At 61.8% G+C, this 23783-nt stretch carries 22 protein-coding genes; 5 read left to right on the forward strand and 17 right to left on the reverse strand.

All coding sequences use genetic code 11. From position 1 onward, the window contains the following. Window positions 1-15 precede the first annotated feature (15 nt). From ACW4TB_RS09445 to gcl, 6 genes are all read right to left on the reverse strand, one after another. Entirely contained in the window at window positions 16-885 is an 870-nt protein-coding gene (locus tag ACW4TB_RS09445; RefSeq protein ID WP_279929917.1) for an urea transporter, read from the reverse strand. Between the two features lie 191 nt (window positions 886-1076). Next, window positions 1077-2492: a pyruvate kinase gene (pyk, locus tag ACW4TB_RS09450; RefSeq protein ID WP_012315458.1), complete on the reverse strand. Its 1416-nt coding sequence runs from the start codon at window positions 2490-2492 to the stop codon at window positions 1077-1079. Next, the gene (locus tag ACW4TB_RS09455) at window positions 2489-3763 is read right to left on the reverse strand and encodes a glycerate kinase type-2 family protein (protein WP_279929921.1); all 1275 of its coding nucleotides are present in this window, start codon (window positions 3761-3763) and stop codon (window positions 2489-2491) included. The genes pyk and ACW4TB_RS09455 overlap by 4 nt, the downstream gene beginning before the upstream one ends. 166 nt (window positions 3764-3929) lie before the next feature. After that, window positions 3930-4823 (reverse strand): 2-hydroxy-3-oxopropionate reductase, encoded by an 894-nt coding sequence (locus tag ACW4TB_RS09460; protein ID WP_254466200.1) that lies wholly within the window; start codon window positions 4821-4823, stop codon window positions 3930-3932. A 180-nt stretch (window positions 4824-5003) separates the two neighbouring features. Then, window positions 5004-5786 carry a hydroxypyruvate isomerase gene (gene hyi / locus ACW4TB_RS09465; protein ID WP_012315455.1) on the reverse strand — a complete coding sequence of 261 codons (783 nt, stop codon included), beginning with the start codon at window positions 5784-5786 and terminating at the stop codon, window positions 5004-5006. A gap of 68 nt (window positions 5787-5854) precedes the next feature. Further along, complete coding sequence (gene gcl / locus ACW4TB_RS09470; RefSeq protein WP_012315454.1) at window positions 5855-7630, reverse strand: glyoxylate carboligase; 1776 nt, start codon at window positions 7628-7630, stop codon at window positions 5855-5857. 257 nt (window positions 7631-7887) lie between these two features. On the opposite strand from gcl, the gene ACW4TB_RS09475 reads away from it, so the two are divergent. Next, window positions 7888-8328 carry a GlcG/HbpS family heme-binding protein gene (locus ACW4TB_RS09475; RefSeq protein WP_012315453.1) on the forward strand — a complete coding sequence of 147 codons (441 nt, stop codon included), beginning with the start codon at window positions 7888-7890 and terminating at the stop codon, window positions 8326-8328. A 129-nt stretch (window positions 8329-8457) separates the two neighbouring features. Here ACW4TB_RS09475 and ACW4TB_RS09480 read toward each other — a convergent pair whose 3' ends face one another. After that, window positions 8458-9069, reverse strand: a complete 612-nt coding sequence (locus ACW4TB_RS09480; protein WP_012315452.1) for a TetR/AcrR family transcriptional regulator — start codon at window positions 9067-9069, stop codon at window positions 8458-8460. Between the two features lie 132 nt (window positions 9070-9201). On the opposite strand from ACW4TB_RS09480, the gene ACW4TB_RS09485 reads away from it, so the two are divergent. Beyond that, complete coding sequence (locus ACW4TB_RS09485) at window positions 9202-10116, forward strand: DUF808 domain-containing protein (protein WP_046785312.1); 915 nt, start codon at window positions 9202-9204, stop codon at window positions 10114-10116. 108 nt (window positions 10117-10224) lie between these two features. Here ACW4TB_RS09485 and ACW4TB_RS09490 read toward each other — a convergent pair whose 3' ends face one another. The 7 genes from ACW4TB_RS09490 to puuE form a co-directional block, all read right to left on the reverse strand. After that, a complete protein-coding gene (locus ACW4TB_RS09490; protein WP_039601601.1) occupies window positions 10225-11007 on the reverse strand; it encodes an outer membrane protein OmpK in 783 nt (260 codons plus the stop codon). 353 nt (window positions 11008-11360) lie between these two features. After that, the gene (locus tag ACW4TB_RS09495; protein WP_012315449.1) at window positions 11361-12146 is read right to left on the reverse strand and encodes an outer membrane protein OmpK; all 786 of its coding nucleotides are present in this window, start codon (window positions 12144-12146) and stop codon (window positions 11361-11363) included. Between the two features lie 141 nt (window positions 12147-12287). After that, window positions 12288-13643: a nucleobase:cation symporter-2 family protein gene (locus ACW4TB_RS09500; protein WP_279929936.1), complete on the reverse strand. Its 1356-nt coding sequence runs from the start codon at window positions 13641-13643 to the stop codon at window positions 12288-12290. 158 nt (window positions 13644-13801) lie between these two features. After that, entirely contained in the window at window positions 13802-15130 is a 1329-nt protein-coding gene (locus ACW4TB_RS09505) for a urate hydroxylase PuuD (RefSeq protein ID WP_012315447.1), read from the reverse strand. A 43-nt stretch (window positions 15131-15173) separates the two neighbouring features. Next, window positions 15174-15677 carry an ureidoglycolate lyase gene (locus ACW4TB_RS09510; protein ID WP_012315446.1) on the reverse strand — a complete coding sequence of 168 codons (504 nt, stop codon included), beginning with the start codon at window positions 15675-15677 and terminating at the stop codon, window positions 15174-15176. Window positions 15678-15734: 57 nt separating this feature from the next. Beyond that, entirely contained in the window at window positions 15735-16250 is a 516-nt protein-coding gene (gene uraD / locus ACW4TB_RS09515) for a 2-oxo-4-hydroxy-4-carboxy-5-ureidoimidazoline decarboxylase (protein ID WP_012315445.1), read from the reverse strand. After that, window positions 16250-17176, reverse strand: a complete 927-nt coding sequence (puuE, locus tag ACW4TB_RS09520) for an allantoinase PuuE (protein WP_012315444.1) — start codon at window positions 17174-17176, stop codon at window positions 16250-16252. Before puuE ends, uraD begins: the two co-directional genes overlap by 1 nt. A gap of 377 nt (window positions 17177-17553) precedes the next feature. Between puuE and uraH the strand changes: the two genes are divergently transcribed. Continuing rightward, window positions 17554-17907, forward strand: coding sequence for a hydroxyisourate hydrolase (gene uraH, locus ACW4TB_RS09525; protein WP_012315443.1), 354 nt, complete (start codon window positions 17554-17556; stop codon window positions 17905-17907). A 295-nt stretch (window positions 17908-18202) separates the two neighbouring features. Here the strand turns inward: uraH and ACW4TB_RS09530 are convergent, their stop codons facing one another. After that, entirely contained in the window at window positions 18203-19438 is a 1236-nt protein-coding gene (locus ACW4TB_RS09530; RefSeq protein WP_455842964.1) for an NCS2 family permease, read from the reverse strand. Window positions 19439-19836: 398 nt separating this feature from the next. Between ACW4TB_RS09530 and ACW4TB_RS09535 the strand changes: the two genes are divergently transcribed. Together ACW4TB_RS09535 and aqpZ are read left to right on the forward strand one after the other, a co-directional pair. Continuing rightward, window positions 19837-20592: a GntR family transcriptional regulator gene (locus ACW4TB_RS09535; RefSeq protein ID WP_012315441.1), complete on the forward strand. Its 756-nt coding sequence runs from the start codon at window positions 19837-19839 to the stop codon at window positions 20590-20592. Window positions 20593-20811: 219 nt separating this feature from the next. After that, window positions 20812-21510 carry an aquaporin Z gene (gene aqpZ / locus ACW4TB_RS09540; RefSeq protein WP_039601595.1) on the forward strand — a complete coding sequence of 233 codons (699 nt, stop codon included), beginning with the start codon at window positions 20812-20814 and terminating at the stop codon, window positions 21508-21510. Here the strand turns inward: aqpZ and guaD are convergent. Beyond that, a complete protein-coding gene (gene guaD, locus ACW4TB_RS09545) occupies window positions 21507-22811 on the reverse strand; it encodes a guanine deaminase (RefSeq protein ID WP_012315439.1) in 1305 nt (434 codons plus the stop codon). The genes aqpZ and guaD overlap by 4 nt on opposite strands. A gap of 10 nt (window positions 22812-22821) precedes the next feature. Further along, the gene (gene xdhC / locus ACW4TB_RS09550) at window positions 22822-23667 is read right to left on the reverse strand and encodes a xanthine dehydrogenase accessory protein XdhC (protein ID WP_012315438.1); all 846 of its coding nucleotides are present in this window, start codon (window positions 23665-23667) and stop codon (window positions 22822-22824) included. Between the last annotated feature and the right edge of the window lie 116 nt (window positions 23668-23783).

Below are 23783 nucleotides of genomic sequence, written 5' to 3' on the forward strand. Positions count from 1 at the left end.
CCTAGGGGTTGCGTTTCAGCTGTGCAAGCGGCTGGCATTGCGATGCCTGGGCTGGGCCAGGTGGCTGCCCAAGTGCATCAGCCAGCAGGCGGCGACGAACGGGGCGGTCAGGCCAGGTACCGGTAGCAGCTTGAACAGCGGTTGCAGCATTAGAGCCAGGGCAATCGCCAGTAGGGTTACCCATGGCTTTTCACCCTGCCTGCTGAAGGCCAGCGCCGCCAGTGCCGCGTTGAAGCCGTACAGACCCAGCCAGGCAGATTGCGCTTCGGCGAACAAGGCCACGCTGCCACCGATGGCCGAGCCGATCACCGCCCACATTGCCGCATAAGGGTTGGCGATGAACATGCCGACGATGATCAGCAACCCGGCCAGGGGCTGGTCGAGCAGGAAGATCTGGCCTACGCCACGCGCCAGGGCATACAGCGGGTCGGCTTCGACGAAGCCGCTGGGCGAGGGGCTGGCGAAGAGCAGCACGGCCCAGCCCAGCAGCACAAACGGTGCGGTATAGGCGATCAGCAGCTTGCCCCCGCGCTTGCGCCACTGGTGGGTAATGATGCTGGACAGCCCGCCGGCAGCGATGATCAGCGGTGGCAATATGGCCGACCAGGGCAGCACGGCGCTGATCAGGATGCCGATCAACACGCCGTTGTAGCTGTACAGCCCGGCCTGACGGTCGGCGCGGTCGTAGCCGCGGGCCTGGGCGGTAAGCAGGCCGGCCAGGGCGCCGAGCAGGGCGCCGCCGACCAGGTTGGGCGCGGTCAGCAGAATGGCCAGCAGGCAGCACAGACCGCATAGGGGATTGCGCAGCAGCAGCACCTGGCTGAAACCGTTGAGTAGCGCCGTGGCCCAGTCGGGGGACGGGTTGACGAAATTTTTGGTGTACATGGGCAGTCGGTAAGGTTGAGGGAGGAGCGGTGGGCCTCTTTGGGCCTCGGTTTTCCGCGTGTCTGTTGTTGTAGTGCCAGGGGAGGGCTTTGCCCTCCTTTCGCGACGCAAGGCCGCTCCTACAGGGTTTCGCGTTCGCCGGTAGGAGCGGCCTTGTGTCGCGAAAGGGGCGCAAAGCGCCCCCGGCAATCTCAGACCAAGGTCTCGATCCGCAGGCTGTTGGTCGAGCCCGGCTTGCCGAACGGCACACCGGCAGTGATCAGCAACGTATCACCACGGCTGGCCATGCCTTGCGCCTGGGCAATTTCCAGTGCGGTGGAGACCACCTCATCTACCTGGCGCAAACGGTCATTGACCACCGAGTGCACGCCCCAGGTCACGCTCAGGCGGCGGGCAGTGACCAGGTTCGGCGTCAGGTTGAGGATCGGCGCCCGTGGCCGCTCGCGTGCTGCGCGCAGGGTCGAAGCCCCCGACTCGCTGTAGTTGACCAGCACCGCCACCGGCAGGATGCCGCTGATGCGGCGGATCGCGCAGCTGATGGCGTCCGACACCGTAGCTTCAGCCTTGGGCCGGCCAACGTCGAGTTGCGCCTGGTAGTCCGGGCCGTTCTCCACCTGGCGGATGATCTTGCTCATCATCTGCACGGCTTCCAGTGGGTAATCACCCGAGGCGGTCTCGGCCGACAGCATCACCGCATCGGCGCCCTCGGCCACGGCATTGGCCACGTCAGTGACTTCGGCGCGGGTCGGGGCCGGCGAGAAACGCATGGATTCGAGCATCTGCGTGGCCACCACCACCGGTTTACCCAGCTGACGGCAGGTGCCGATGATGCGTTTCTGGATTTGCGGCACGCTTTCGGCCGGCACTTCCACGCCAAGGTCACCGCGGGCCACCATGATCGCGTCTGCCAGTTCGGCGATGGCTTGCAGCTGTTCGACTGCCGATGGCTTCTCGATCTTGGCCATCAGGTAGGCGCGATCGCCAATCAGCTGGCGTGCTTCGACGATGTCCTCAGGGCGCTGCACGAACGACAGGGCCACCCAGTCCACGCCCAGTTCCAGGCCAAAGGCCAGGTCGCGGCGGTCCTTTTCAGTAAGCGGGGAGAGGTCGAGTACTGCCTGCGGTACGTTGACGCCCTTGCGATCGGACAGCTCGCCACCGTTCAGCACTTCAGTGTCGATGGCGTCGTTGTGCTTGGCGGTGACGCGCAGCCGCAGCTTGCCGTCGTCCAGCAGCAGGTCCATGCCGGGCTCCAGCGCGGCGATGATCTCTGGGTGTGGCAGGTTGACCCGGCGGCTGTCGCCCGGGGTCTTGTCCAGGTCCAGGCGCAGGGCCTGGCCGCGTTGCAGCTGCACCTTGCCTTCCGCGAAGCGGCCCACGCGCAGCTTGGGCCCTTGCAAGTCCATGAGAATGCCCAGCGGGTAGTTCAGTTGCTGCTCGACCTCGCGGATCCACTGGTAGCGCAGGGCGTGGTCGGCGTGCTCGCCGTGGCTGAAGTTGAGGCGGAAGATGTTCACTCCGGCTTCTACCAGCTGGCGGATATCGTCGATGCCATTGATCGCAGGGCCGAGGGTGGCGAGGATTTTGACTTTTTTATCAGGCGTCATGATTGTGCAGTCTCAAGGATCAGGATGGCGCGGAAGTCGTTGACGTTGGTGCGGGTCGGTTCAGTGACGATCAGCGCATCGAGTGCGGCGAAATAGCCGTAGCCGTTGTTGTTGTCCAGCTCGTCACTGGCCGACAGGCCCAGTGCCTCGGCGCGGGCAAAGCTGTCTGGCGTCATGTAGGCGCCGGCGTTTTCTTCCGAGCCGTCGATGCCGTCGGTATCGCCAGCCAGGGCGTATACGCCCGGCAGGCCCTTTAGGCTTTCGGTGAGGCTGAGCAAAAACTCCGCATTGCGCCCACCACGGCCATTGCCGCGTACGGTGACAGTGGTTTCGCCGCCAGAAAGGATCACGCAAGGCGCCTTCAGCGGCTGTCCGTGCTGGACGATCTGCCGGGTGATACCGGCATGCACCTTGGCCACTTCGCGCGATTCACCCTCCAGGTCGCCGAGGATCAGCGGGCTGAAACCGGCCTGGCGGGCTTGCACTGCAGCGGCTTCAAGCGATTGCTGGGGCCTGGCGATCAGCTGGAAGTGGCTGCGGGCCAGGGCCGGGTCATCGGCCTTGACGGTTTCTGAGGCGGGGTTGTTGAGCCAGTCGATGACGGCCTTGGGCGCTTCGATGTTGTAGCGCTTGAGGATCGCCAGGGCATCGGCCGAGGTGCTCGGGTCGGCCACGGTGGGGCCGGAGGCGATGACCGTAGCCAGATCGCCGGGCACATCGGAAATGGCATAGGTGTAGACAGTGGCGGGCCAGCAGGCTTTGGCCAGGCGGCCGCCCTTGATCGCCGAGAGGTGCTTGCGCACACAGTTCATCTCGCCGATGGTAGCGCCAGACTTGAGCAGTGCCTTGTTGATCTGTTGCTTGTCGGCCAGGGTCAGGCCTTCGGCTGGCAGCGCCAGCAGGGCCGAACCACCACCGGAGAGCAGGAAGATGACGCGGTCGTCTTCGTTCAGGTTGCTGACCAGTTCCAGCACACGTTTGGCCACGGCCAGACCAGCGGCGTCGGGGACCGGGTGGGCGGCTTCGACCACTTCGATCTTCTGGCAGTTGGCGCCATGACCGTAACGTGTGACCACCAGCCCGGACACTTCACCCTGCCAGCTCTTCTCGACCACTTCGGCCATGGCCGCTGCGGCTTTGCCGGCGCCGATGACGATGACCCGGCCGCTACGGTCGGCGGGCAGGTAGGGTTCGAGGACTTGACGGGGGTGGGCGGCAGCGATGGCTGTGTCGAACAGGTCGCGGAGAAATTTTTGCGGATCGACCGACATGGCAGGCTCCCAATTATTGTTGTTCTGCAGAATCGAAAACGCCCCTGGAACTGCCTCCGTGCAGGCCGAACCAGGGGCGGTCCCCAGAGCTGCAAGCTTCAAGCTACAAGCCGCAAGTAAAAGCAGACCTGCTTTTGCTTGCCGCTCGAGGCTTACAGCTTGAAGCTTATTTCTCGCCGCGGATCGAGAAGTTGGCCATGTGCTCCAGGCCTTTGATCAGCGCCGAGTGGTCCCAGTTGCCGCCGCCCAGTGCCACGCAGGTGCTGAACACTTGCTGGGCGTTGGAGGTGTTGGGCAGGTTGATGCCCAGCTCCTTGGCGCCTTGCAGGGCCAGGTTCAGGTCTTTCTGGTGCAGGTTGATGCGGAAGCCTGGGTCGAAGGTACCTTTGATCATGCGCTCGGCATGCACTTCGAGGATCTTCGAGGAGGCGAAGCCGCCCATCAGCGCTTCACGCACCTTGGCAGGGTCTGCGCCGTTCTTGGCCGCGAACAGCAGGGCTTCACTGACGGCCTGGATGTTCAGGGCGACGATGATCTGGTTGGCGACCTTGGCGGTCTGGCCGTCACCGTTGCCGCCGACGCGGGTGATGTTCTTGCCCATGGCTTCGAACAGCGGCAGGGCGCGTTCGAAGGCGTTCGGGCAGCCACCGACCATGATGCTCAGGGTCGCGGCCTTGGCACCGACTTCACCACCGGACACTGGCGCGTCCAGATAGGCGGCGCCAGTGGCCTTGATCTTCTCGGCAAAGACTTTGGTGGCGGTCGGGGAGATCGAGCTCATGTCGATCACCACCTTGTTCGGGCCTACACCTTCGGCGACGCCGTTTTCACCGAACAGAACGCTTTCGACCTGCGGGGTGTCCGGCACCATGACGATGATGAACTCGGCTTCCTGGGCAACCTCTTTCGGGTTGGCCAGCGCCACTGCGCCAGCGGCGATCAGGTCAGCCGGTGCGGCCTCGTGGTGGGTGGAAACGAAAATGCTGTGACCTGCTTTTTGCAGGTTCTGAGCCATGGGCTTGCCCATGATGCCGGTGCCGAGGAAACCGATTTTAGCCATGAGAAATTACCTCTTTTATATTTATGTGAGCAGGCGACCCGGCCCCCTGTAGGGGCGGCCTTGTGTCGCGAAGGGGCGCGCAGCGGCCCCTCGATCTCAGTTACGCAGGAAATCTGCCGGGGGTGCTTTGTAGCCCTTCGCGACACAAGGCCGCCCCTGCAGCAGGTTCTGCGAGCGTTCTTAGATTGCGTTGTGTGTCTTCAGCCAGCCCAGGCCTGCTTCGGTGGTGGTCAGCGGCTTGTACTCCGCGCCTACCCAACCCTGGTAACCGATGCGGTCCAGGTGTTCGAACAGGAAGCGGTAGTTGATTTCGCCGGTGCCCGGCTCGTTACGGCCCGGGTTGTCGGCCAGCTGGATGTGGTTGATCAGTTTCAGGTTGGCTTCCATGGTGCGAGCCAGGTCACCTTCCATGATCTGCATGTGGTAGATGTCGTACTGCAGGAACAGGTTGTCGCTGCCCACTTCGGCCTGGATTTCCAGGGCCTGCCGGGTAGTGTTCAGGTAGAAGCCCGGGATGTCGCGGGTGTTGATCATTTCCATGACCAGGCGAATGCCAGCGGCTTTGAGCTTGTCGGCGGCGAACTTCAGGTTGTCGACGAAAGTCTTGCGCACGTCGGCGCACTGCAGACCTTGCGGGCGAATGCCGGCCAGGCAGTTGACCTGGGTGTTGCCCAGCACCTTGGCGTATTCGATGGCCTTGTCGACACCGGCGCGGAATTCTTCGACGCGGTCGGGATGGCAGGCGATTCCGCGCTCACCTTTGCCCCAATCACCGGCCGGCAGGTTGAAAAGCACCTGGGTCAGGCCGTGGGCGTCGAGCTGCTGCTTGATTTCGGCAGCGCTGAAGTCGTACGGGAAGAGGTATTCGACGCCGCTGAAACCAGCATCGGCGGCAGCCTTGAAGCGGGCCAGGAAGTCCTGTTCGGTGAACAGCATGGACAGGTTGGCAGCGAAGCGAGGCATGATGTGTCTCCTTGCGATGAAGGCCCCCGGCGCCCTCAGGTAGGGCGCAGCACGGGGGCGTCAGGCGATCAGTCCAGCATCGAGATGGCGGTTGGCGCGTCGTTGCCGACCAGGGCCAGGTCTTCGAACTCGTTGACCGCGTTGATCTCGGTGCCCATGGAAATGTTGGTCACACGCTCCAGAATCACTTCCACCACGACCGGTACTCGGAACTCTTCGGCCATCTTCTGTGCCTTGAGCAGTGCCGGGGCAATTTCACCCGGCTCGAAGACACGGATGGCCTTGCAGCCCAGGCCTTCGACCACGGCGACGTGATCGACACCGTAGGTGGCGGCGTCGGTGGAGTTGATGTTCTCGAACGCCAGTTGTACACAGTAATCCATGTCGAAGCCACGCTGCGCCTGACGGATCAGGCCCAGGTAGGCGTTGTTCACCAGCACGTGTACGTACGGCAGGTTGAACTGCGCGCCCACGGCCAGCTCTTCGATCATGAACTGGAAGTCGTAGTCACCCGACAGCGCCACAACCTTGCGTTTCGGGTCGGCCTTGACCACACCCAGTGCCGCCGGGATGGTCCAGCCGAGCGGGCCGGCCTGGCCACAGTTGATCCAGTGGCGTGGCTTGTATACGTGCAGGAACTGCGCGCCGGCGATTTGCGACAGGCCAATGGTGCTGACGTAGCAGGTGTCCTTGCCGAACACCTGGTTCATCTCTTCGTAAACGCGCTGCGGCTTGACCGGTACGTTGTCGAAGTGGGTCTTGCGCTGCAGGCTCGATTTACGCTGCTGGCAGTCTTCCAGCCAGGCTTTGCGGCACTGCAGCTTGCCGGCGGCTTTCCACTCGCGGGCCACTTCGATGAACACGTCCAGCGCCAGGCCTGCATCGGAAACGATACCCAGGTCAGGAGTGAACACGCGGCCGATCTGGGTAGGCTCGATGTCGACGTGAACGAATTTGCGGCCTTCGGTGTAAACGTCAACGGAACCGGTGTGACGGTTGGCCCAACGGTTACCGATACCGAACACCAGGTCGGACTTGAGCAGGGTGGCGTTGCCGTAGCGGTGCGAGGTCTGCAGGCCGACCATGCCGACCATCTGGGCGTGGTCGTCCGGGATGGTGCCCCAGCCCATCAGGGTCGGGATGACTGGCACGCCGGTCAGTTCGGCGAACTCCACCAGCTTGTCGCTGGCGTCGGCGTTGATGATGCCGCCACCGGCCACCAGCAGTGGGCGCTCGGCGTCGTTGAGCAGGGCCAGGGCTTTTTCAGCCTGCACGCGAGTGGCGCAGGGCTTGTTGACGGCCAGCGGCTCGTAGGCGTCGATGTCGAACTCGATTTCGGCCATCTGCACGTCGAACGGCAGGTCGATCAACACAGGGCCTGGGCGGCCGGTACGCATTTCGTAGAAGGCTTTCTGGAAGGCATAAGGCACTTGGCCTGGTTCCAGAACGGTGGTCGCCCACTTGGTGACGGGCTTGACGATGCTGGTGATGTCGACAGCCTGGAAGTCTTCCTTGTGCAGACGGGCACGTGGCGCCTGGCCAGTGATGCAGAGAATCGGGATGGAGTCGGCCGATGCGCTGTACAGGCCGGTGACCATGTCGGTGCCGGCGGGGCCGGAGGTGCCGATGCACACGCCGATGTTGCCTGGGTTGGCGCGGGTGTAACCCTCGGCCATGTGCGAGGCGCCTTCAACGTGACGAGCGAGGACGTGATCGATGCCACCGACTTTTTTCAGGGCCGAGTACAACGGGTTGATGGCAGCCCCTGGGATGCCGAACGCGGTATCTACACCTTCACGGCGCATGACCAGAACGGCTGCATCGATTGCTCTCATTTTGCTCATGGGTTGTGCCTCATCGATTTTGTAATTGTATACAACTTGCTTTGTGCCAGAGTGTATTCACGGCTGGCGGTTCAGGTCAATGGGTTTTCATCGGGGGAGGTTGCTTTCGTCCGAGCGCCCATGAAAACGGCGATTTGCGTCATCGCATACGATCGTTTCAATTTATTGTATACAAAAGTGATTGCAGTTGTGTTCTATTTGAATGATCGATTTTCAACTGCCCTCCGGGCTTCTCACAACAAGAAGAGGACCTTTCCATGAACGCTTTGAACCTGAAAGTCGCTGTCAGCCTGGTGAACGCAGCGCTGGCGGCGGGCCGCAAGATCAATGCTGCGCCGTTGACGGTGGTGGTGCTGGATGCCGGTGGGCATGTGCTGGCCCTGCAGCGCGAAGATGGCGCCAGCCTGATTCGCCCTGAGGTGGCCACGGGCAAGGCCTGGGGCGCGATTGCCCTGGGCAAGGGCTCGCGCTTGCTGGCGCTGGATGCGCAGCAGCGGCCGGCGTTTTTTGCCGCGTTGAATGGTGTGGGTGAGCGGCCGGTGGTGCCGGCGCCAGGTGGCGTGCTGATTCGCGATCAGGACGGCAAGGTGCTGGGTGCGGTAGGGATCAGCGGCGATACGTCGGATATCGACGAGCAGTGTGCGATCAGTGCGATCGAAGAGGCGGGGTTGACGGCGGATGCGGGTGTAGCTGCGTAAGGCTTTAAATTGCCGGGGCCGCGTTGCGGCCCTTTCGCGACACGAGGCCGCTCCTACAGAGGTTACCCAATCTCTTGTAGGAGCGGCCTTGTCTCGCGATAGGGCTGCAGAGCAGCCCCACTGGCCTTGTCAGGCCGCCTCGGGCTCACAGCCTTTGAGCACCAGCCGAATGATGGTTTCGGCTGCTGCTTCGTAATCACTGTCGGCCAGCTTGGCCTTGCCGGTGATCACCGAAATTTGCCAGTCGAAATCGGCATAGGTCTGAGTTGCCGCCCAGATGCTGAACATCAGGTGGTGCGCGTCGACCTTGGCAATCTGCCCGCGCTCGATCCAGCGCTCGATGCACTCGATGTTGTGGCGTGCCTGCTCGTTGAGCTGTTCCACCTGGTTGGGCGAGAGGTGCGGCGCACCGTGCATGATCTCGCTGGCGAACACCTTCGAGGCATGCGGCAGGTCGCGCGAAATGCGGATCTTCGAGCGGATGTACGAACTCAGCACTTCCTTGGGGTCGCCGTCGGCATTGAACGGCGTGGACGCCTGCATGATCGGCGCGATGATGCTCTCCAGGACCTCGCGGTAGAGGTTGTCCTTGGACTTGAAGTAGTAGTACACGTTCGGCTTGGGCAGGCCGGCCTTGGCCGCGATATCGCTGGTCTTGGTGGCGGCGAAGCCCTTGTCGGCGAATTCCTCGCTGGCCGCGCGCAGGATCAGTTCCTTGTTGCGCTCGCGAATGGTGCTCATGGTCAGGGATCTTCCTCGTGTCTGGCCACCTCTAAGAGGGATCGGGCATGGTAGCACCGGGCCCGAGGGGGGCTCAAGGCAGCGACTTTGGGCTAGACTCCGGCCCATTCATTTCACGGGAAACAGGCAGACATGGCAGGAAGCAGTTTACTGGTACTGATCGACGACATTGCTACGGTACTTGACGATGTCTCGTTGATGACCAAGGTTGCGGCGAAGAAAACCGCGGGTGTGCTGGGCGACGACCTGGCACTCAACGCCCAGCAGGTCACCGGTGTGCGCGCCGAGCGCGAGATCCCGGTGGTGTGGGCGGTGGCCAAGGGCTCGTTCGTCAACAAGGCGATCCTGGTGCCGGCGGCGCTGCTGATCAGCGCGTTCATCCCATGGGCGGTGACGCCGTTGCTGATGATTGGTGGCGCCTACCTGTGTTTCGAAGGCTTCGAAAAGCTGGCACACAAGTTCTTGCACAGCAAGGAGGAGGATGCTGCCGAGCACAGTGCGCGCAGCGAAGCCGTTGCCGATGCGAACGTCGACCTGGTGGCCTTCGAGAAGACCAAGATCAAGGGGGCGGTGCGCACCGACTTCATCCTTTCGGCAGAAATCATCGCCATCACCTTGGGCACTGTGGCCGATGCGCCGCTGACTCAGCAGATCATCGTGCTGTCGGGCATTGCGATCGTCATGACCGTGGGTGTCTATGGGTTGGTGGGCGGTATCGTCAAGCTAGATGACCTGGGCTTGTGGATGACTCAGAAAGCCTCGAAAGCGGCCCAGGTGGTGGGCAACGGCATTCTACGGGCGGCGCCTTACATGATGAAGAGCCTGTCGGTGATCGGGACTGCGGCGATGTTCCTGGTAGGTGGCGGGATTCTGGTGCACGGTGTTGCGCCGCTGCATCATGCCATCGAGGCGTTCAGTGAAGGGCGGGGTGGGGCGCTTACTGGAGCGTTGCTCAATGGTGGGGTGGGGATTGTTGCGGGGGCCGTGGTGTTGGCGGTGGTCAGCGGATTTGGCAAGTTGTGGCGAGTGCTGCGCCCGGCTCGATGAAGGTGAATTGGGCCGCTTTGCGGCCCTTCGCGACACAAGGCCGCTCCTACGGCGATCATTGCAGGAGCGGCCTTGTGTCGCGATGGGGCTGCACAGCAGCCCTCAGGATCAGAAGTGAACCTTGACCAGGAAGCTTGCAGTGTTCTGATCGGTGGTGAACCCGTCGGAATCCTTGATCCCGTACTTGTTCTTCCAGTAGTCGTACTCAAAGCCCACATACAACTGCTTCTCACCCAGGTGCAGCGCCTTGCCCAGGTCATATTTGACCTGCGGGTTGAAGTGCAGGTTGGCCTGGTAGGTACCGCGGCGGTTCTCGTCGTTGTCGACCACCCAGTCCATGAAACCGTCGATGAGGATGTCGGAGGAGCCCACAGGGATGGTGTACGACCACACCGGGGTGATCTGCCAGACGTTGTCACCGGCCCGGCTGCCGTCGGTGGTGCGCTGGTAGAAGTTCAGCTGGAAGTAGTCGAAGCCCGGGATGTCCAGGTCGAAGCCAGGGCCGATCAGGTAGGACTCGGTATCACCCTCGCCAAACTCATAGGTCATTGCCAGCAGCACGTCCTTGACCGGGCCGAAGGCGAGCTTCTGGTCGAAGATCTTGCCGAACGACAGGCGCGGGCTGATTTCACCATAGTAGGTGTTGTCGCCGTTACCCGAGTCCTTCTTGCCGTTGTAGAAGATCTTGTCGACGAAGACGAAGTTGTCGCCGTACTTCCAGCCATCGGCGTGCTCGAAGGTGACGGTTTGCTGGATCGCCGGGTTGACCTTGAAGTTCTTGCCCCACAGGTAGGTCAGGCTGTTGTTCTGCCACTGCAGCAGGTCATCGGCGTAGGTGGTGCCGCAGGCCAGCAGGCCGCCCGCGAGAATCAGGCTATTGATGGTACGCATTGCGAGTGTCGCTCCCTTGATTGGTCTGTTGTCAGCGCTCGGTATTGGCGCTTTTTTTGTCTTTTGAGTCAGCTTTTTTCGATTGGCCACAGTTGTTTGGCAAGAGCTGCGCCAACTTTCCGGATTGGCTACAACCTTCCTGCTCGACTCGTTCTGAACGGCTGAAAATGGGTATTTCCGGCTGGCAACACGTCGGCCAACCGCCCGAATTCATTGACTGAGCGGTCAGTAAACGCGGGCAGGATCCATCCTGCCCTGTTCGAGGGGGCGCGCAGATTACTGGCTTGCGCGCCTGGCCTCAAGTGCTCCGTCCTGGAGCAGCGTGTATCAAACTTGGGCGTTTGATCAGGTTTTCAGAAATGTACCTTGATCAGGGCGCTGGCGACACTCTGGTTACTCTCCAGATTGCCGCGGCTGTCGATGCCGTACTTGTCCTTCCAATAGCTGTACTCAAAGCCCACATACAGCTGTTTGGCGCCCAGGTTGAGCGCCTTGCCCAGGTCGTATTTGACCTGGGGGTTGAAGTGCAGGTTGGCGTGATAGGTACCGCGGCTGTTCTGGTCGTTGTCGGGAACCCAGTCCATGTAGCCGTCGATCAGAATGTCCGATCTGCCCACAGGAATGGTGTACGACCAACCGGGGGTGATCTGCCAGACGTCGTCGCCAGGGCGGCCGCCTTCGGTGTTGCGCAGGTAGAAATTGAGGGTGAAATAGTTGAAGCCGGGAATGTTCAGGTCGAAACCGGGGCCGATCAGGTAGGCCTCGTTGTCGCCTTCGCCACGCTCGTAGGTCATGGCCAGCAGCACGTCCTTGATCGGCCCGAAGGCGAGCTTCTGGTCGAAGATCTTGCCGAACGACAGTCGCGGGCTGAACTCACCGTAGTAGGTGGTCACGCCTTTGCTGGCATCGGGCTTGCCGTTGTAGAAGATCTTGTCGACGAACAGGAAGGTGTCGCCGTACTTCCATTTGTTGGCGTGCTCGAACGTGATGGTCTGCTGGATGTCTGGGTTGACCTTGAAGTCCTTGCCATACAGATAGGTCAGGCTTTCGCCGTGCCACAGCAGCCATTCGCCTGCATGCGAGGGGAGGGTGGCCAGCAGGCTGCTGCCCAGCAACAGGGTTGATGCGATGCGCTTCATGTTGTGATTCCCGGACTTATTGTTTTTGTTGGCGGATTTTTCGGCGCGCAGGCGCCCCGGGCGGCCCATTCCGGCGGGCCGACGGTGTGGCAGTTACAACGGATAGGCGCAGGGGCGACGCACGGCGCCGCCCCGCTTGGCTTAATGCTGGTGACAGGCGTCGTTGTGCGCCGCGCGGTCGGCACCACCGAGGATGTTGAACAGTACGTTCAACACCAAGGCACTGACCGTGGCCATGGCGATACCGCTGTGGGTGATGGGTTCCATCCACTGCGGCATCTGTGCGAAGAACTCCGGACGGACCACCGGGATCAGGCCGAAACCGACGCTGACCGCAACCAGCAGCTGGTTGCGTCGGTCGCCGATGTCTGCCTCCTGAAGGATCTTGATCCCGGTGGCGGTGACCATGCCGAACATGGCAATGGACGCACCGCCCAGCACTGCAGGCGGGATCGAGGCGATCAGGTATGCCGCCTTGGGCAGCAGGCTGAGCAGGATCAGCAGCGCGCCGGCCACCACAGTGACATAACGGCAGCGTACCCCGGTCATCTGCACCAGGCCGATGTTCTGGGCGAACGAGGAGTGGGTGAAGGTGTTGAAGAACCCGGCGATGAACGACGCGCCGGCATCGCACAGCAGGCCCCGGCGCAGCATCCCTGGGGTGACTTCGCGATCGGTCACCTTGCCCAGGGCGAGGAACATGCCTGTGGACTCGACGAAGATGATCACCACCACAAGGCACATCGACAGGATCGGTGCCAGGCTGAAGGTCGGCATGCCGAAGTGCAGTGGCGTCACCACTTGCAGCCACGGTGCCAGGCCCAGGCCGGACAGGTCGACCATGCCGATGGAGCCGGCCAGGATGTAACCCAGGCCCATGCCTACCAGCACCGACACGTTGACCCAGAAACCGCGCATGAAGCGGTTGATCAGCAGGATCACGGCCAGCACCAGGCCTGCCACCATCAGGTAGATCGGCGAGCCGAAGGCTTCTGCCTCATGGCCGCCACCGGCCCAGTTGACGGCGACCGGGAACAGCGAGAGGCCGATAGAGGTGATCACGGTACCTGTGACCAGCGGCGGGAAGAAGCGTACGACCTTGGACATGAACGGCGCGATGAGCATGCCGAAGAACCCGGCGGCGATGGTCGCACCGAATATCCCCTGCAGGCCTACGCCAGGCATACCGGCCATGGCCACCATGCTGCCGACGGCAGCGAAACTGGCGCCCATCATCACCGGCATGCGGATCCCTACCGGGCCGATACCGAACGACTGGATGATGGTAGCTACGCCTGCGACCAGCAGGTCGGCGTTGATCAGGAAAGCGACTTCTTCACGGGACAATCCGGCTGCCTGGCCGATGATCAAAGGCACGGCAATCGCGCCTCCGTACATCAGCAGAACGTGTTGCAGGCCAACCAGGATCAGTTGGAACAGGGGCAGAGGTTCTCGCGGTGGCGCCACAGGAATGTACGCCTTGCGTGACTCGGACATGCAGCACCTCGAGTTTTGTTTTTATTCTCGGATCCAAGCGGCAAGCTCCAAGCGGCAAGTTTCAAGAAGAAACTTGGTGATCCGCGTTGGAGCCTGACGCTCGATGCTTGCTTGTTACCTACGACTTACAGCTTGAGGCTTGAAGCGTGCGGCTTCGATCAGTTGACCTGGGCGCCTTTGGCGATCCAGTCACCGACGAGCTTGCGTTCCTCGACGGTCATCTGGGTGATGTTGCCCAGCGGCATGATCTGGCTGGCGACCGCTTGCGCCTGAATGCGCGCGGCCTGGGCCTGGATCTGCTGCGGGGTGTCGAACACCACGCCGCCAGGGGCGGTGCTGAACAGCGGGCTGGTCGGCTTCGACGAGTGGCACACTGTGCAGCGTTCCTGGATGACGGTGTGGATCTTGTCGAAGGCACCGCCACCGGCCTGAGCCGTCGCCTGGGCTGGGGCTTGAGCCGGCGCGGCAGGAGCTTGGGCCGCCTTGGCAGCGTCCTCGGCGCGCTGTTCGGCAGCGGTCTTGCCACCCACTGCAGTTGCTGGCAGTGGCTGGTACTCGACCTTCGCCGCGGCCTGCTCAGGGTCAACGGCCATCGGTTTCGGGCCGGTGACGTAAGCCAGGCAGATCATCGCCAGGGCACCGGCCGGCAGGGTCCAGGCGTACTTGCTGCTGTCGTGGCGGGTGTTGAAGTAGTGGCGGATCAGTACCGCGGCTACGGCAATGCCGGCCAGGATCAGCCAGTTGTACTGGCTACCGTAGGTGCTCGGGAAGTGGTTGCTGATCATGATGAACAGCACCGGCAGGGTGAAGTAGTTGTTGTGACGCGAACGCAGCAGGCCTTTGGCCGGCAGGCGCGGGTCGGGGGTGGTGTTGTTCTCGATCGCTGCCACCAGCTGGCGCTGGGCCGGCATGATGATGCGGAACACGTTACCGACCATGATGGTGCCGATGATCGCGCCGGTGTGCAGGTACGCGCCACGGCCGCTGAACACCAGGCTGAAGCCCCAGCAAGCGGCGATGATCAGTACGAACAGCACGGCGCCAAGCAGCGCCGGGCGTTTGCCCAGTGGCGAATCGCAGAGCAGGTCGTAGATGAACCAGCCGGCCACCAGCGAACCGATACCGATGGCCACGCCCTCGGCACCGCTCAGGGTGCTGCCAGGGGCCAGCAGGTACAGGGTCGGGTTCCAGTAGAACACCACGCACAGCAGGGCGATACCGGACATCCAGGTGAAGTAGGCTTCCCATTTGAACCAGTGCAGGTTCTCGGGCATTTTCGGCGGCGCCAGCTTGTACTTCTCAAGGTGGTAGATACCACCGCCGTGGATGGCCCAAAGGTCACCCGACAGCCCGTCACGCGGATTGCTCCGGTTCAGGTTGTTTTCCAGCCAGACGAAGTAGAACGATGCACCGATCCAGGCCACGCCGGTGATCATGTGAACCCAGCGAATGCTCAGGTTCAGCCATTCGTGAAGGTGTGCTTCCACAGTATGTACCTCTGCCGATCACCGAACGATGATCGACCTTTTCTTATTGGTGGGGATTGAGGATCAGCATCTGTTCCTCGGTGAAGTAATGCTCATCGCAGTTGTTGCCGGAACCACTGCGATCAACCACCAGGAAATCATCCCGCTTTTCGATCGTAAGCACCGGGTGGTGCCAAACGCCGCGATGGTAATTGACGCCCTGCCTGCCATTACTGCGGAAGGCACGGACCAAGCCTGATACAGGTGCATCGCCAACGGGCGCGACCACGATCAGAAAGGGATTGCCGAGCAGCGGGATGAAAGCCTGGCTGCCCAGCGGATGGCGTTCCAGCATGCGCACGGTCAGCGGCATGTCCAGCGCGTCGGCGCGGAAGATGCTGATGATCGCTTTGTCTTCAGGCTCGGCGGTCTCGACCGTGGCGAGCTTGTGGAAGCGCATGGTCGAGCCGTTGTTGATCATGAAGTGGTCACTGCCATCGGTTTCGATCACGTCACCGAAGGGGGCGAAGGCTTCTTTGGTCAGGGGCTCGATCATCAGGGTGCGCATGCGGTTATCTCTTCTATGTTCGTTGTTCTGGATAAGGCTCTAACGTTGCCGCGCCGGTTACAGCTGCAGCAGACGGAACAGGGCGATCAGGTTGATCTGCGCCAGGGCTTCCTTGAATTCGGCATCGGTGTCGTTATGGATGCGTTTTTCGAAAGCGGCGAGGATCTGGTGCCGGTTGCTGCCCTTGACTGCCATGATGAACGGGAACTGGAACTTGGCCTTGTAGGCATCGTTCAGTTCGGTGAACCGGGCGAACTCTTCGGCGGTGCACTGGTGGATACCGGCGCCGGCCTGTTCGTTGGTGCTCGATTCGGTCAGCTCGCCCTGGATGGCGGCCTTGCCGGCCAGGTCCGGGTGAGCATTGATCAGCGCCAACTGGTCGGCGTGGTTGGCGCTGAGCAGGATGTCGCTCATGCGCTGGTGCAGCGCTTCGATCTCGTTCAGCTCGTCCAGCTGGCCCAGGTCGTAGGCTTTTTCGGCGACCCACGGCGAATGCTCGTAGATGTCGGCGAAGACCTTGACGAAGGTGTCACGGTCCAGGGTCGATGGCTTGAGGGTCTTGAAGGCGGTCATCAGGCGTTCTCTTTCTTGTACGGGTGGGTGGCGTGCCAGTGGCGGGCGATGTCCGCGCGACGGGCGAACCAGACCTGGTCATGGCTCTTGGCGTAGTCGACGAAACGCTTGAGCGCGGCCAGGCGCGCCGGGCGGCCGACCAGCCGGCAGTGCAGGCCGATGGAAAGCATCTTCGGCGCTTCGGCACCTTCGGCGTACAGCACATCGAAGGCGTCCTTGAGGTACTGGAAGAACTGCTCGCCGCAGTTGAAGCCCTGTACCTGGGTGAAGCGCATGTCATTGGTGTCCAGGGTATAGGGGATCACCAGGTGCGGCTTGCCGGTCGGGTTGTTCGGTTCCCAGTAGGGCAGGTCGTCATCGTAGGTATCGCTGTCGTAGAGGAAGCCACCTTCCTCCATGACCAGGCGGCGGGTATTGGGGCCGGTGCGGCCGGTGTACCAGCCTACCGGGCGCTCGCCGGTCAGTTCGGTGAGGATGCGGATGGCCTCGAGCATGTGCTCGCGCTCCTGGGCCTCATCCATGTTCTGGTAGTCGATCCAGCGGTAGCCGTGGCTGCAGATCTCGTGGCCGGCTTCGACCATGGCGCGGATCACGTCCGGGTGGCGCTGGGCGGCCATGGCCACGGCGAACACGGTCAGCGGCACGCCGCTGTCCTTGAACAGCTTGAGCAGGCGCCATACGCCGGCACGGCTGCCATATTCGTACAGCGACTCCATGCTCATGTTGCGCTGGCCCTGCAGCGGCTGGGCAGCGACCATCTCGGACAGGAAAGCTTCAGACTCTTTGTCGCCGTGCAGGATGTTGCGCTCGCCACCCTCTTCGTAGTTCAGGACGAAAGACAGCGCGATGCGGGCATTGCCCGGCCATTGCGGGTGAGGAGGGTTGTTGCCGTAACCGATCAGGTCGCGAGGGTAGTCAGCGCTCACTGCAGTCTTCCTTCTTGTGCGTTAGTGCGGGGGGTGGGCGGGCCGCGTCGGGATGTCGCACCACCGGATGGGCTGATTGTATACAACTTCTGAAATCATTTGTAAGCCTGTTTTTCCGCATTTCTTCCCTTTTGTCGCCTGAGAATCTGTTGCAAGAAACCTGCCTGATTGGTCAGTTAATAAGATTGGCGTCGGCACTGCGCCTGTATTTGCGACTATTGGCCTGTATGAGGGGGCCTCGACGGAAGGGCTCAAAAAATTGTGTACAATCTGTTGGTGAAATGTCTTAATAACGGCATTCCCGCCCGTCGCAGGTTCATTGCCGTGCGGATGGCTGTGTATTTTTTGCCCACAGATTGAACAAGAGGCGACAAGCAATGGGACGTTTGACTACACACGTACTGGATGCAGCTCATGGTTGCCCGGGCAGCGCGATCAAGGTCGAGCTGTACCGTGTCGAAGGCCAGCAGCTTGAGCTGGTGAACACTGCCCTGACCAACAGCGATGGCCGCGTCGATGCGCCTCTGTTGCAGGGTGACGATTACCGTACTGGCGTTTACCAGCTGCAATTCAGTGCTGGCGCCTACTACCGTGCTCGCGGCGTACAGCTGCCGGAGCCGGCGTTTCTGGATGTTGTTGTGCTGCGCTTTGGCATCGACGAGAAGCAGGAGCACTACCATGTGCCGCTGCTGATTTCGCCGTATAGCTATTCGACCTATCGCGGGAGCTAGTTGGTCGCTAGAAGAATCTTCGTAGGTCCTTGGCCCGCTCTCACACTGGCGGGCTTTTTTTCGTCTGCTGTTTTGTTTTCCTCACTGGCCTCATCGCCGGCAAGCCGGCTCCCCCACAAGGTACGGCGTTGGCCATATCGAATGGTATCCAAGCGATTTCGCCACCTACCGGGGCTCTGACCTATTCAATTTCTACAACTGACGCCACTCCTGTAGGGGCCGGCTTGCCGGCGATGAGGGGGGCAAACAGCACAAAAAGGGCGCCGAAGCGCCCTGTTCTGGTGCAATTGTCAGCTCAGAGGAACACGAACTTGGCAATGAAGATCGCGCACAGCACCCACAGGCTCGCCGAGATCTCTTTGTACCTGCCGGTACCGGCCTTCAGCGCCACATAGGTGATGAAGCCCATTGCAATACCGTCTGCCACCGAGAAGGTCAGCGGCATCATGATCACCGTGACGATCGCCGGAATGCTGTCGGTGGCTTCATCCCAGTGGATGTGCGCCATGCTGCCCATCATAAGCATGGCCACGTAAATCAGTGCACCTGCAGTCGCGTAGGCTGGAATCATCCCGGCCAGCGGTGCAAAGAACATCGCCGCCACGAACAGCAGGCCAACCACCACTGCGGTCAAGCCAGTGCGGCCACCTGCGGCAACACCCGCGGCACTTTCCACATAGCTGGTTACCGGCGGCACCCCGACCACGGCACCGAACACGCTGGATGCGCTGTCCGCCTTCAATGCCTTCGACAGGCCTTCGATACGGCCGTCCGGCGCCACCAGGTTGGCCCGCTGGGCGACGCCCATCAAGGTGCCGGCGGTATCGAACATGTGCACGAAGAGGAACGCCAGCACCACGCTGATCATACTCACGTTGAACACGCCGGCCACGTCCATGGCCATCCAGGTGGGGGCCAGGCTCGGCGGCATCGACATCACCCCGCCAAACTTCACCAGGCCCAGGCCCCAGCCCGCCAAGGTGACGCCGATGATGCTGATCAGGATGGCGCCGAACACGCGTTTGTAGCTGAGGATGGCAATCGACAGGAAGCACAGTGCCGCCAGCAGTGGGCCTGGTTCATGCATAGAGCCCAGCTTGATCAGCGTGGCCGGGCTGTCGACGATGATGCCTGCGGTCTTGAGGCCGATCAGTCCGAGAAACAATCCGACGCCGGCCCCCATGGCATGCCGCAGGCTTACCGGGATGCTGTTGAGCAGCCACTCGCGGACTTTGGAGAGGGTCAGGAACATGAACAGCACACCCGATACGAATACCGCGCCCAGCGCTGTCTCCCAGTTGTAGCCCATGGTCCCGACCACGGTGTAGGTGAAAAACGCGTTGAGGCCCATGCCCGGCGCCAGGCCCACCGGCCAGTTGGCGTACAGGCCCATCAGCAGGCAGCCCAGTGCTGCGGCAATGCAGGTGGCGACGAATGCTGCGCCGTGATCGATGCCGGCATCAGCCATGATGTTGGGGTTGACGAAGATGATGTACGCCATGGTGATGAAGGTGGTCACCCCGGCGATCATTTCGGTTTTGACGGTACTGCCGTGTTGCTTGAGTTTGAAAATCCGCTCCAGCCAGCTCGTTTCGAGCGGCGGAGCGAGATCCAGCGTAGGTGCGTCGGATTTGCGGCTTTCCACAGCGGTACTCCTCAAGTCTTTCTTGTTGTTCTTGGAGCCAGTGACCTGCGCAATGCACTTGGTGGCTCCGCGAGGGATGGCAGACGTCTGACGCCGCTTTGTTGACTTACGGGTCAAGAAGTTGCTCGATGGATTATGCTTTTGTGTACAAAGAAAGCAAATAATGTTTTATCTTTTGTGCGCACAATATGCCGCGCATCGGCTATATAGCTAAAAGCCCACCTGCAGAAACGGCTCAGCCTGTGTACAATGCCGCCATACTTTCCTTCGTGCCTCGAGAGCCCATGAACGAACAGCTGCAACCTCTGAAGAAACCTGCACGTGCCGGCAAGGCTGGCCGCAGCGGTACCCAGGACGATATCGTATATGCGCATATCTTCGAGGCGATCCTCGAGCAGCGACTCGCACCGGGCACCAAATTGAGCGAGGAAGCGCTGGGCGAGATATTCGGCGTCAGCCGTACCATCATCCGTCGTGCCTTGTCGCGCCTGGCCCACGAAAGCGTTGTGCTGCTGCGGCCCAACCGCGGTGCCGTGGTGGCCAGCCCGACGGTCGAAGAAGCGCGCCAGGTGTTCTTCTCGCGGCGCATGGTCGAACGCGCCATCACCGAACTGGCCGTACAGCACGCCACCCTCGAGCAGCTCAACGAACTGCGGCACATGGTGCGTGAGGAGCGTGACAGCTTCTCGCGGGGCGACCGTGGTGCCGGTATCCGGCTATCCGGTGAGTTTCACCTGAAGCTGGCCGAGGCGGCCGGCAATGCTCCGCTGGTCAGCTTCCAGCGCAGCCTGGTGTCGCAGACGTCGTTGATCATTGCCCAGTACGAAAGCGGCAACCGCTCGCACTGCTCCTACGACGAGCACATGCAACTGATCGATGCCATCGAGGCGCGTGATGCCGAGCAGGCGGTCAGCCTGATGATGCATCACATGGACCATATCGACAGCAAGCTCAACCTGGACGAGGAGAGTGCCTCGGACGATCTGCATGCGGTGTTTTCGCATCTGCTGAAAAAACCCAAGGTTTCGCTCAAGGGTTGATCGTTTGCCTGGCTGAATGAGGGGCGGCTTCGCGCCCCATCGCCGGCAAACCGGCCCTACAATGCTGTGTGGGGGCCGGTTTGCCGGCGATGGGGTGCGAAGCGGCCCCTTGTTATTACTGGCCATAAACCAAACGTCTGCTAAATTCTTGTGGGCAAACCTTCATCAAGTAGTTGGGCTTGCGCAGTCTCCTGCGTTCAACTACATGAGGAAAGGTTCATGTCGACGTCTTTGGGTGTGCGCATGGGAGCCGAGCTGATCGGCACCTTCTGGTTGGTACTCGGCGGCTGCGGCAGTGCGGTAATCGCAGCCAGCTCTCCCCTCGGCATCGGCGTTCTCGGTGTCGCTTTCGCTTTCGGTCTTACCGTCCTGACGATGGCATTCGCCATCGGCCACATCTCCGGATGCCATCTGAACCCTGCCGTTTCCTTCGGGCTGGTAGTAGGCGGGCGTTTTCCGGCCAAAGAGTTGCTGCCTTACGTCATCGCTCAGGTGATCGGTGCGATCTGCGCGGCAGCGGTGATCTACTTCATTGCCAGTGGCAAGGCCGGCTTCGAGCTGTCGGCGGGCCTGGCGTCCAACGGCTATGCCGACCACTCGCCAGGCGGTTACTCGCTGGGCGCAGGTTTTGTCAGTGAAGTGGTGATGACGGCGATGTTCCTGGTGGTGATCATGGGCGCAACCGACGCTCGGGCCCCGGCGGGTTTTGCACCCATCGCCATCGGCTTGGCCCTGACACTGATCCACCTGATCTCGATCCCGGTGACCAATACCTCGGTCAACCCCGCGCGCAGCACGGGGCCGGCGCTGTTCGTCGGTGGCTGGGCCTTGCAGCAGCTGTGGCTGTTCTGGCTGGCGCCGCTGATCGGGGCAGCGATCGGCGGCGCGTTGTACCGGGGCCTGGCGAAACAGCCTTAGCGCTGGTGCACGCAGCGCCCGGCAGCGTAGGTTTCACGCACCGTGCGGTCGTCGCCCAGGGTGGTGAGCACGAACAGGGTCTCTTCGATGCTGCCTGACTGCTGGATACGGTAGTCAAGCAGCGGCGTGGCCTTGTAATCGAGCACCACGAAGTCGGCATCGTTGCCGGGGCGCAGGCTGCCGATCCGGTCATCCAGGCGCAGCGCACGGGCACCGCCCAGGGTGGCCAGGTACAGCGACTTGTAGGGGTGCAGGCGCGCGCCTTGCAGCTGCATGACCTTGTACGCCTCGTTCAGGGTATTGAGCAGCGAGAAGCTGGTGCCGGCGCCGACGTCGGTGCCCAGGCCTACGTTTACCTTGAAACGTTCGGCCTGGGGCAGGTTGAACAGGCCGCTGCCCAGGAACAGGTTCGAGGTTGGGCAGAACGCGATCGCCGAGCCGGTTTCTGACAGGCGTTGGCATTCGTCGTCGCACAGGTGCACGCCGTGGGCGAAAACGGAGCGCTCGCCGAGCAGTTCGAAGTGGTCGTAGACGTCCAGGTAACCTTTCTGCTCAGGGAACAGTTCCTTGACCCAGTCGATTTCCTTGAGGTTCTCGGACAGGTGGGTGTGCATGTAGACGCCCGGGTGCTCCTTGAGCAACTGCCCGGCCAGCTTCAATTGCTGCGGGGTGCTGGTGGGCGCGAAGCGCGGGGTTACCGCGTAGTGCAGGCGGCCCTTGCCGTGCCAGCGCTCGATCAGCGCCTTGCTGTCGGTGTAGCTGGTTTCAGCGGTGTCGGTCAGATAGTCGGGGGCGTTGCGGTCCATCATCACCTTGCCGGCGATCATCCGCAGGTCCAGGCGCTCGGCCTCCTCGAACAGCGCATTGACCGACTGCGGGTGCACACTGCCGAACACCAGGGCAGTGGTGGTGCCGTTGCGCAGCAGTTCCTTGAGGAAGATCTTCGCCACTTTGTCGGCGTGATCCTTGTCGGCGAACTGCTTTTCACAGGGGAAGGTATAGGTATTGAGCCAGTCCAGCAGTTGCTCGCCGTAGGAACCGATCATGCCGGTCTGCGGGAAGTGAATGTGGGTGTCGATAAAGCCCGGGGTAATAAGAGCGTCCTGGTAATGCACCACTTCGATGTCGGCATCCAGCGTCGGCAGCAGTTCGCTGGCATGCCCCAGGGCACTGATGCGACCCTCGTCGATCACCAGCAGGCCGTCCTCGTAGTACTCATGGGAGGCGTCCAGGCCCACCTCGGCCGGGTCGGCGATGCTGTGCAGGATGGCGGCACGGTAGGCTTTGCGGGTAACGGTCATAACTCACTCGTCAATTGGCTTGGCTGCGCCGGGAGGGCGGCAGCAACTGGGCGATGGGGCCCGCATTGACGCCAGCGTCATGCTGGCCAAAGCAGGCGTTGTAGGTGGCAATGATTTCGCCGGCGATGGACACGGCGATCTCGATCGGCAGCTTGCCCTTGACCTCGGCGATGCCCATCGGGCAGCGCATGCGCGCCATCACGGCTTCGTCAAAGCCGCGCTCGCGCAGGCGGTGCTCGAACTTGACCCGTTTGGTCTTCGAGCCGATCAGGCCGAACCAGGTGAAATCGTTGCGCTTGAGAATGGCGGCGGTCAGCTCCAGGTCGAGCTGATGATTGTGGGTCATGACGATGCAGTAGCAACCAGGTGGCAGCTCGGCCACTTCGTCGACCGGCTCCTCGCTGACCACCTTGGTCACCCCGTTGGGGATGAGCTCGGGGAATTCCTGTTCACGCGAATCGATCCAGCGCACCCGGCAGGGCAGGGCGGCGAGCAAGGGTACCAGAGCACGGCCGACATGGCCCGCACCGAACACGGCGATTTGCGCCTGTACAGCGGTCATGGGCTCGAACAGCAGCACGGTTACGCCGCCACAGCACTGTCCGAGGCTGGCGCCGAGGCTGAAGCGCTCCAGATGCGGCGTGGTGCGGTGTTCTTCGAGCATCGCCCGGGCAATGTGCAGCGCCTTGAATTCCAGATGGCCGCCGCCGATGGTGTCATACAGGGCCGTGGCACTGACGACCATTTTCGAACCGGCGTTGCGCGGGGTCGAGCCGCGCTCCTCGATGATGGTTACCAGCACGCAGGGTTCGCCGCGGGCCTGGTGGTCGGCGAGGGCGTTGATCCATTGGTGCATGATTCAAAATCCTCTATGGGCGACTCGGTCCTCTGGTAGGAGCGGCCTTGTGTCGCGAAAGGGGCGCGCAGCGGCCCCAAGAATCTCCATTGCTGCATAGATCTTGGGGCCGCTGC

The organism is Lelliottia jeotgali (genome assembly GCF_977070485.1).

Bases quoted from the DNA above. Each gene is read 5' to 3' on its own strand.
- ACW4TB_RS09445 (WP_279929917.1), bottom strand. From the start codon at position 885: ATGTACACCAAAAATTTCGTCAACCCGTCCCCCGACTGGGCCACGGCG.
- pyk (WP_012315458.1), bottom strand. From the start codon at position 2,492: ATGACGCCTGATAAAAAAGTCAAAATCCTCGCCACCCTCGGCCCTGCG.
- ACW4TB_RS09455 (WP_279929921.1), bottom strand. From the start codon at position 3,763: ATGTCGGTCGATCCGCAAAAATTTCTCCGCGACCTGTTCGACACAGCC.
- ACW4TB_RS09460 (WP_254466200.1), bottom strand. From the start codon at position 4,823: ATGGCTAAAATCGGTTTCCTCGGCACCGGCATCATGGGCAAGCCCATG.
- hyi (WP_012315455.1), bottom strand. From the start codon at position 5,786: ATGCCTCGCTTCGCTGCCAACCTGTCCATGCTGTTCACCGAACAGGAC.
- gcl (WP_012315454.1), bottom strand. From the start codon at position 7,630: ATGAGCAAAATGAGAGCAATCGATGCAGCCGTTCTGGTCATGCGCCGT.
- ACW4TB_RS09475 (WP_012315453.1), top strand. From the start codon at position 7,888: ATGAACGCTTTGAACCTGAAAGTCGCTGTCAGCCTGGTGAACGCAGCG.
- ACW4TB_RS09480 (WP_012315452.1), bottom strand. From the start codon at position 9,069: ATGAGCACCATTCGCGAGCGCAACAAGGAACTGATCCTGCGCGCGGCC.
- ACW4TB_RS09485 (WP_046785312.1), top strand. From the start codon at position 9,202: ATGGCAGGAAGCAGTTTACTGGTACTGATCGACGACATTGCTACGGTA.
- ACW4TB_RS09490 (WP_039601601.1), bottom strand. From the start codon at position 11,007: ATGCGTACCATCAATAGCCTGATTCTCGCGGGCGGCCTGCTGGCCTGC.
- ACW4TB_RS09495 (WP_012315449.1), bottom strand. From the start codon at position 12,146: ATGAAGCGCATCGCATCAACCCTGTTGCTGGGCAGCAGCCTGCTGGCC.
- ACW4TB_RS09500 (WP_279929936.1), bottom strand. From the start codon at position 13,643: ATGTCCGAGTCACGCAAGGCGTACATTCCTGTGGCGCCACCGCGAGAA.
- ACW4TB_RS09510 (WP_012315446.1), bottom strand. From the start codon at position 15,677: ATGCGCACCCTGATGATCGAGCCCCTGACCAAAGAAGCCTTCGCCCCC.
- uraD (WP_012315445.1), bottom strand. From the start codon at position 16,250: ATGACCGCCTTCAAGACCCTCAAGCCATCGACCCTGGACCGTGACACC.
- uraH (WP_012315443.1), top strand. From the start codon at position 17,554: ATGGGACGTTTGACTACACACGTACTGGATGCAGCTCATGGTTGCCCG.
- ACW4TB_RS09530 (WP_455842964.1), bottom strand. From the start codon at position 19,438: ATGATCGCCGGGGTGACCACCTTCATCACCATGGCGTACATCATCTTC.
- ACW4TB_RS09535 (WP_012315441.1), top strand. From the start codon at position 19,837: ATGAACGAACAGCTGCAACCTCTGAAGAAACCTGCACGTGCCGGCAAG.
- aqpZ (WP_039601595.1), top strand. From the start codon at position 20,812: ATGTCGACGTCTTTGGGTGTGCGCATGGGAGCCGAGCTGATCGGCACC.
- guaD (WP_012315439.1), bottom strand. From the start codon at position 22,811: ATGACCGTTACCCGCAAAGCCTACCGTGCCGCCATCCTGCACAGCATC.
- xdhC (WP_012315438.1), bottom strand. From the start codon at position 23,667: ATGCACCAATGGATCAACGCCCTCGCCGACCACCAGGCCCGCGGCGAA.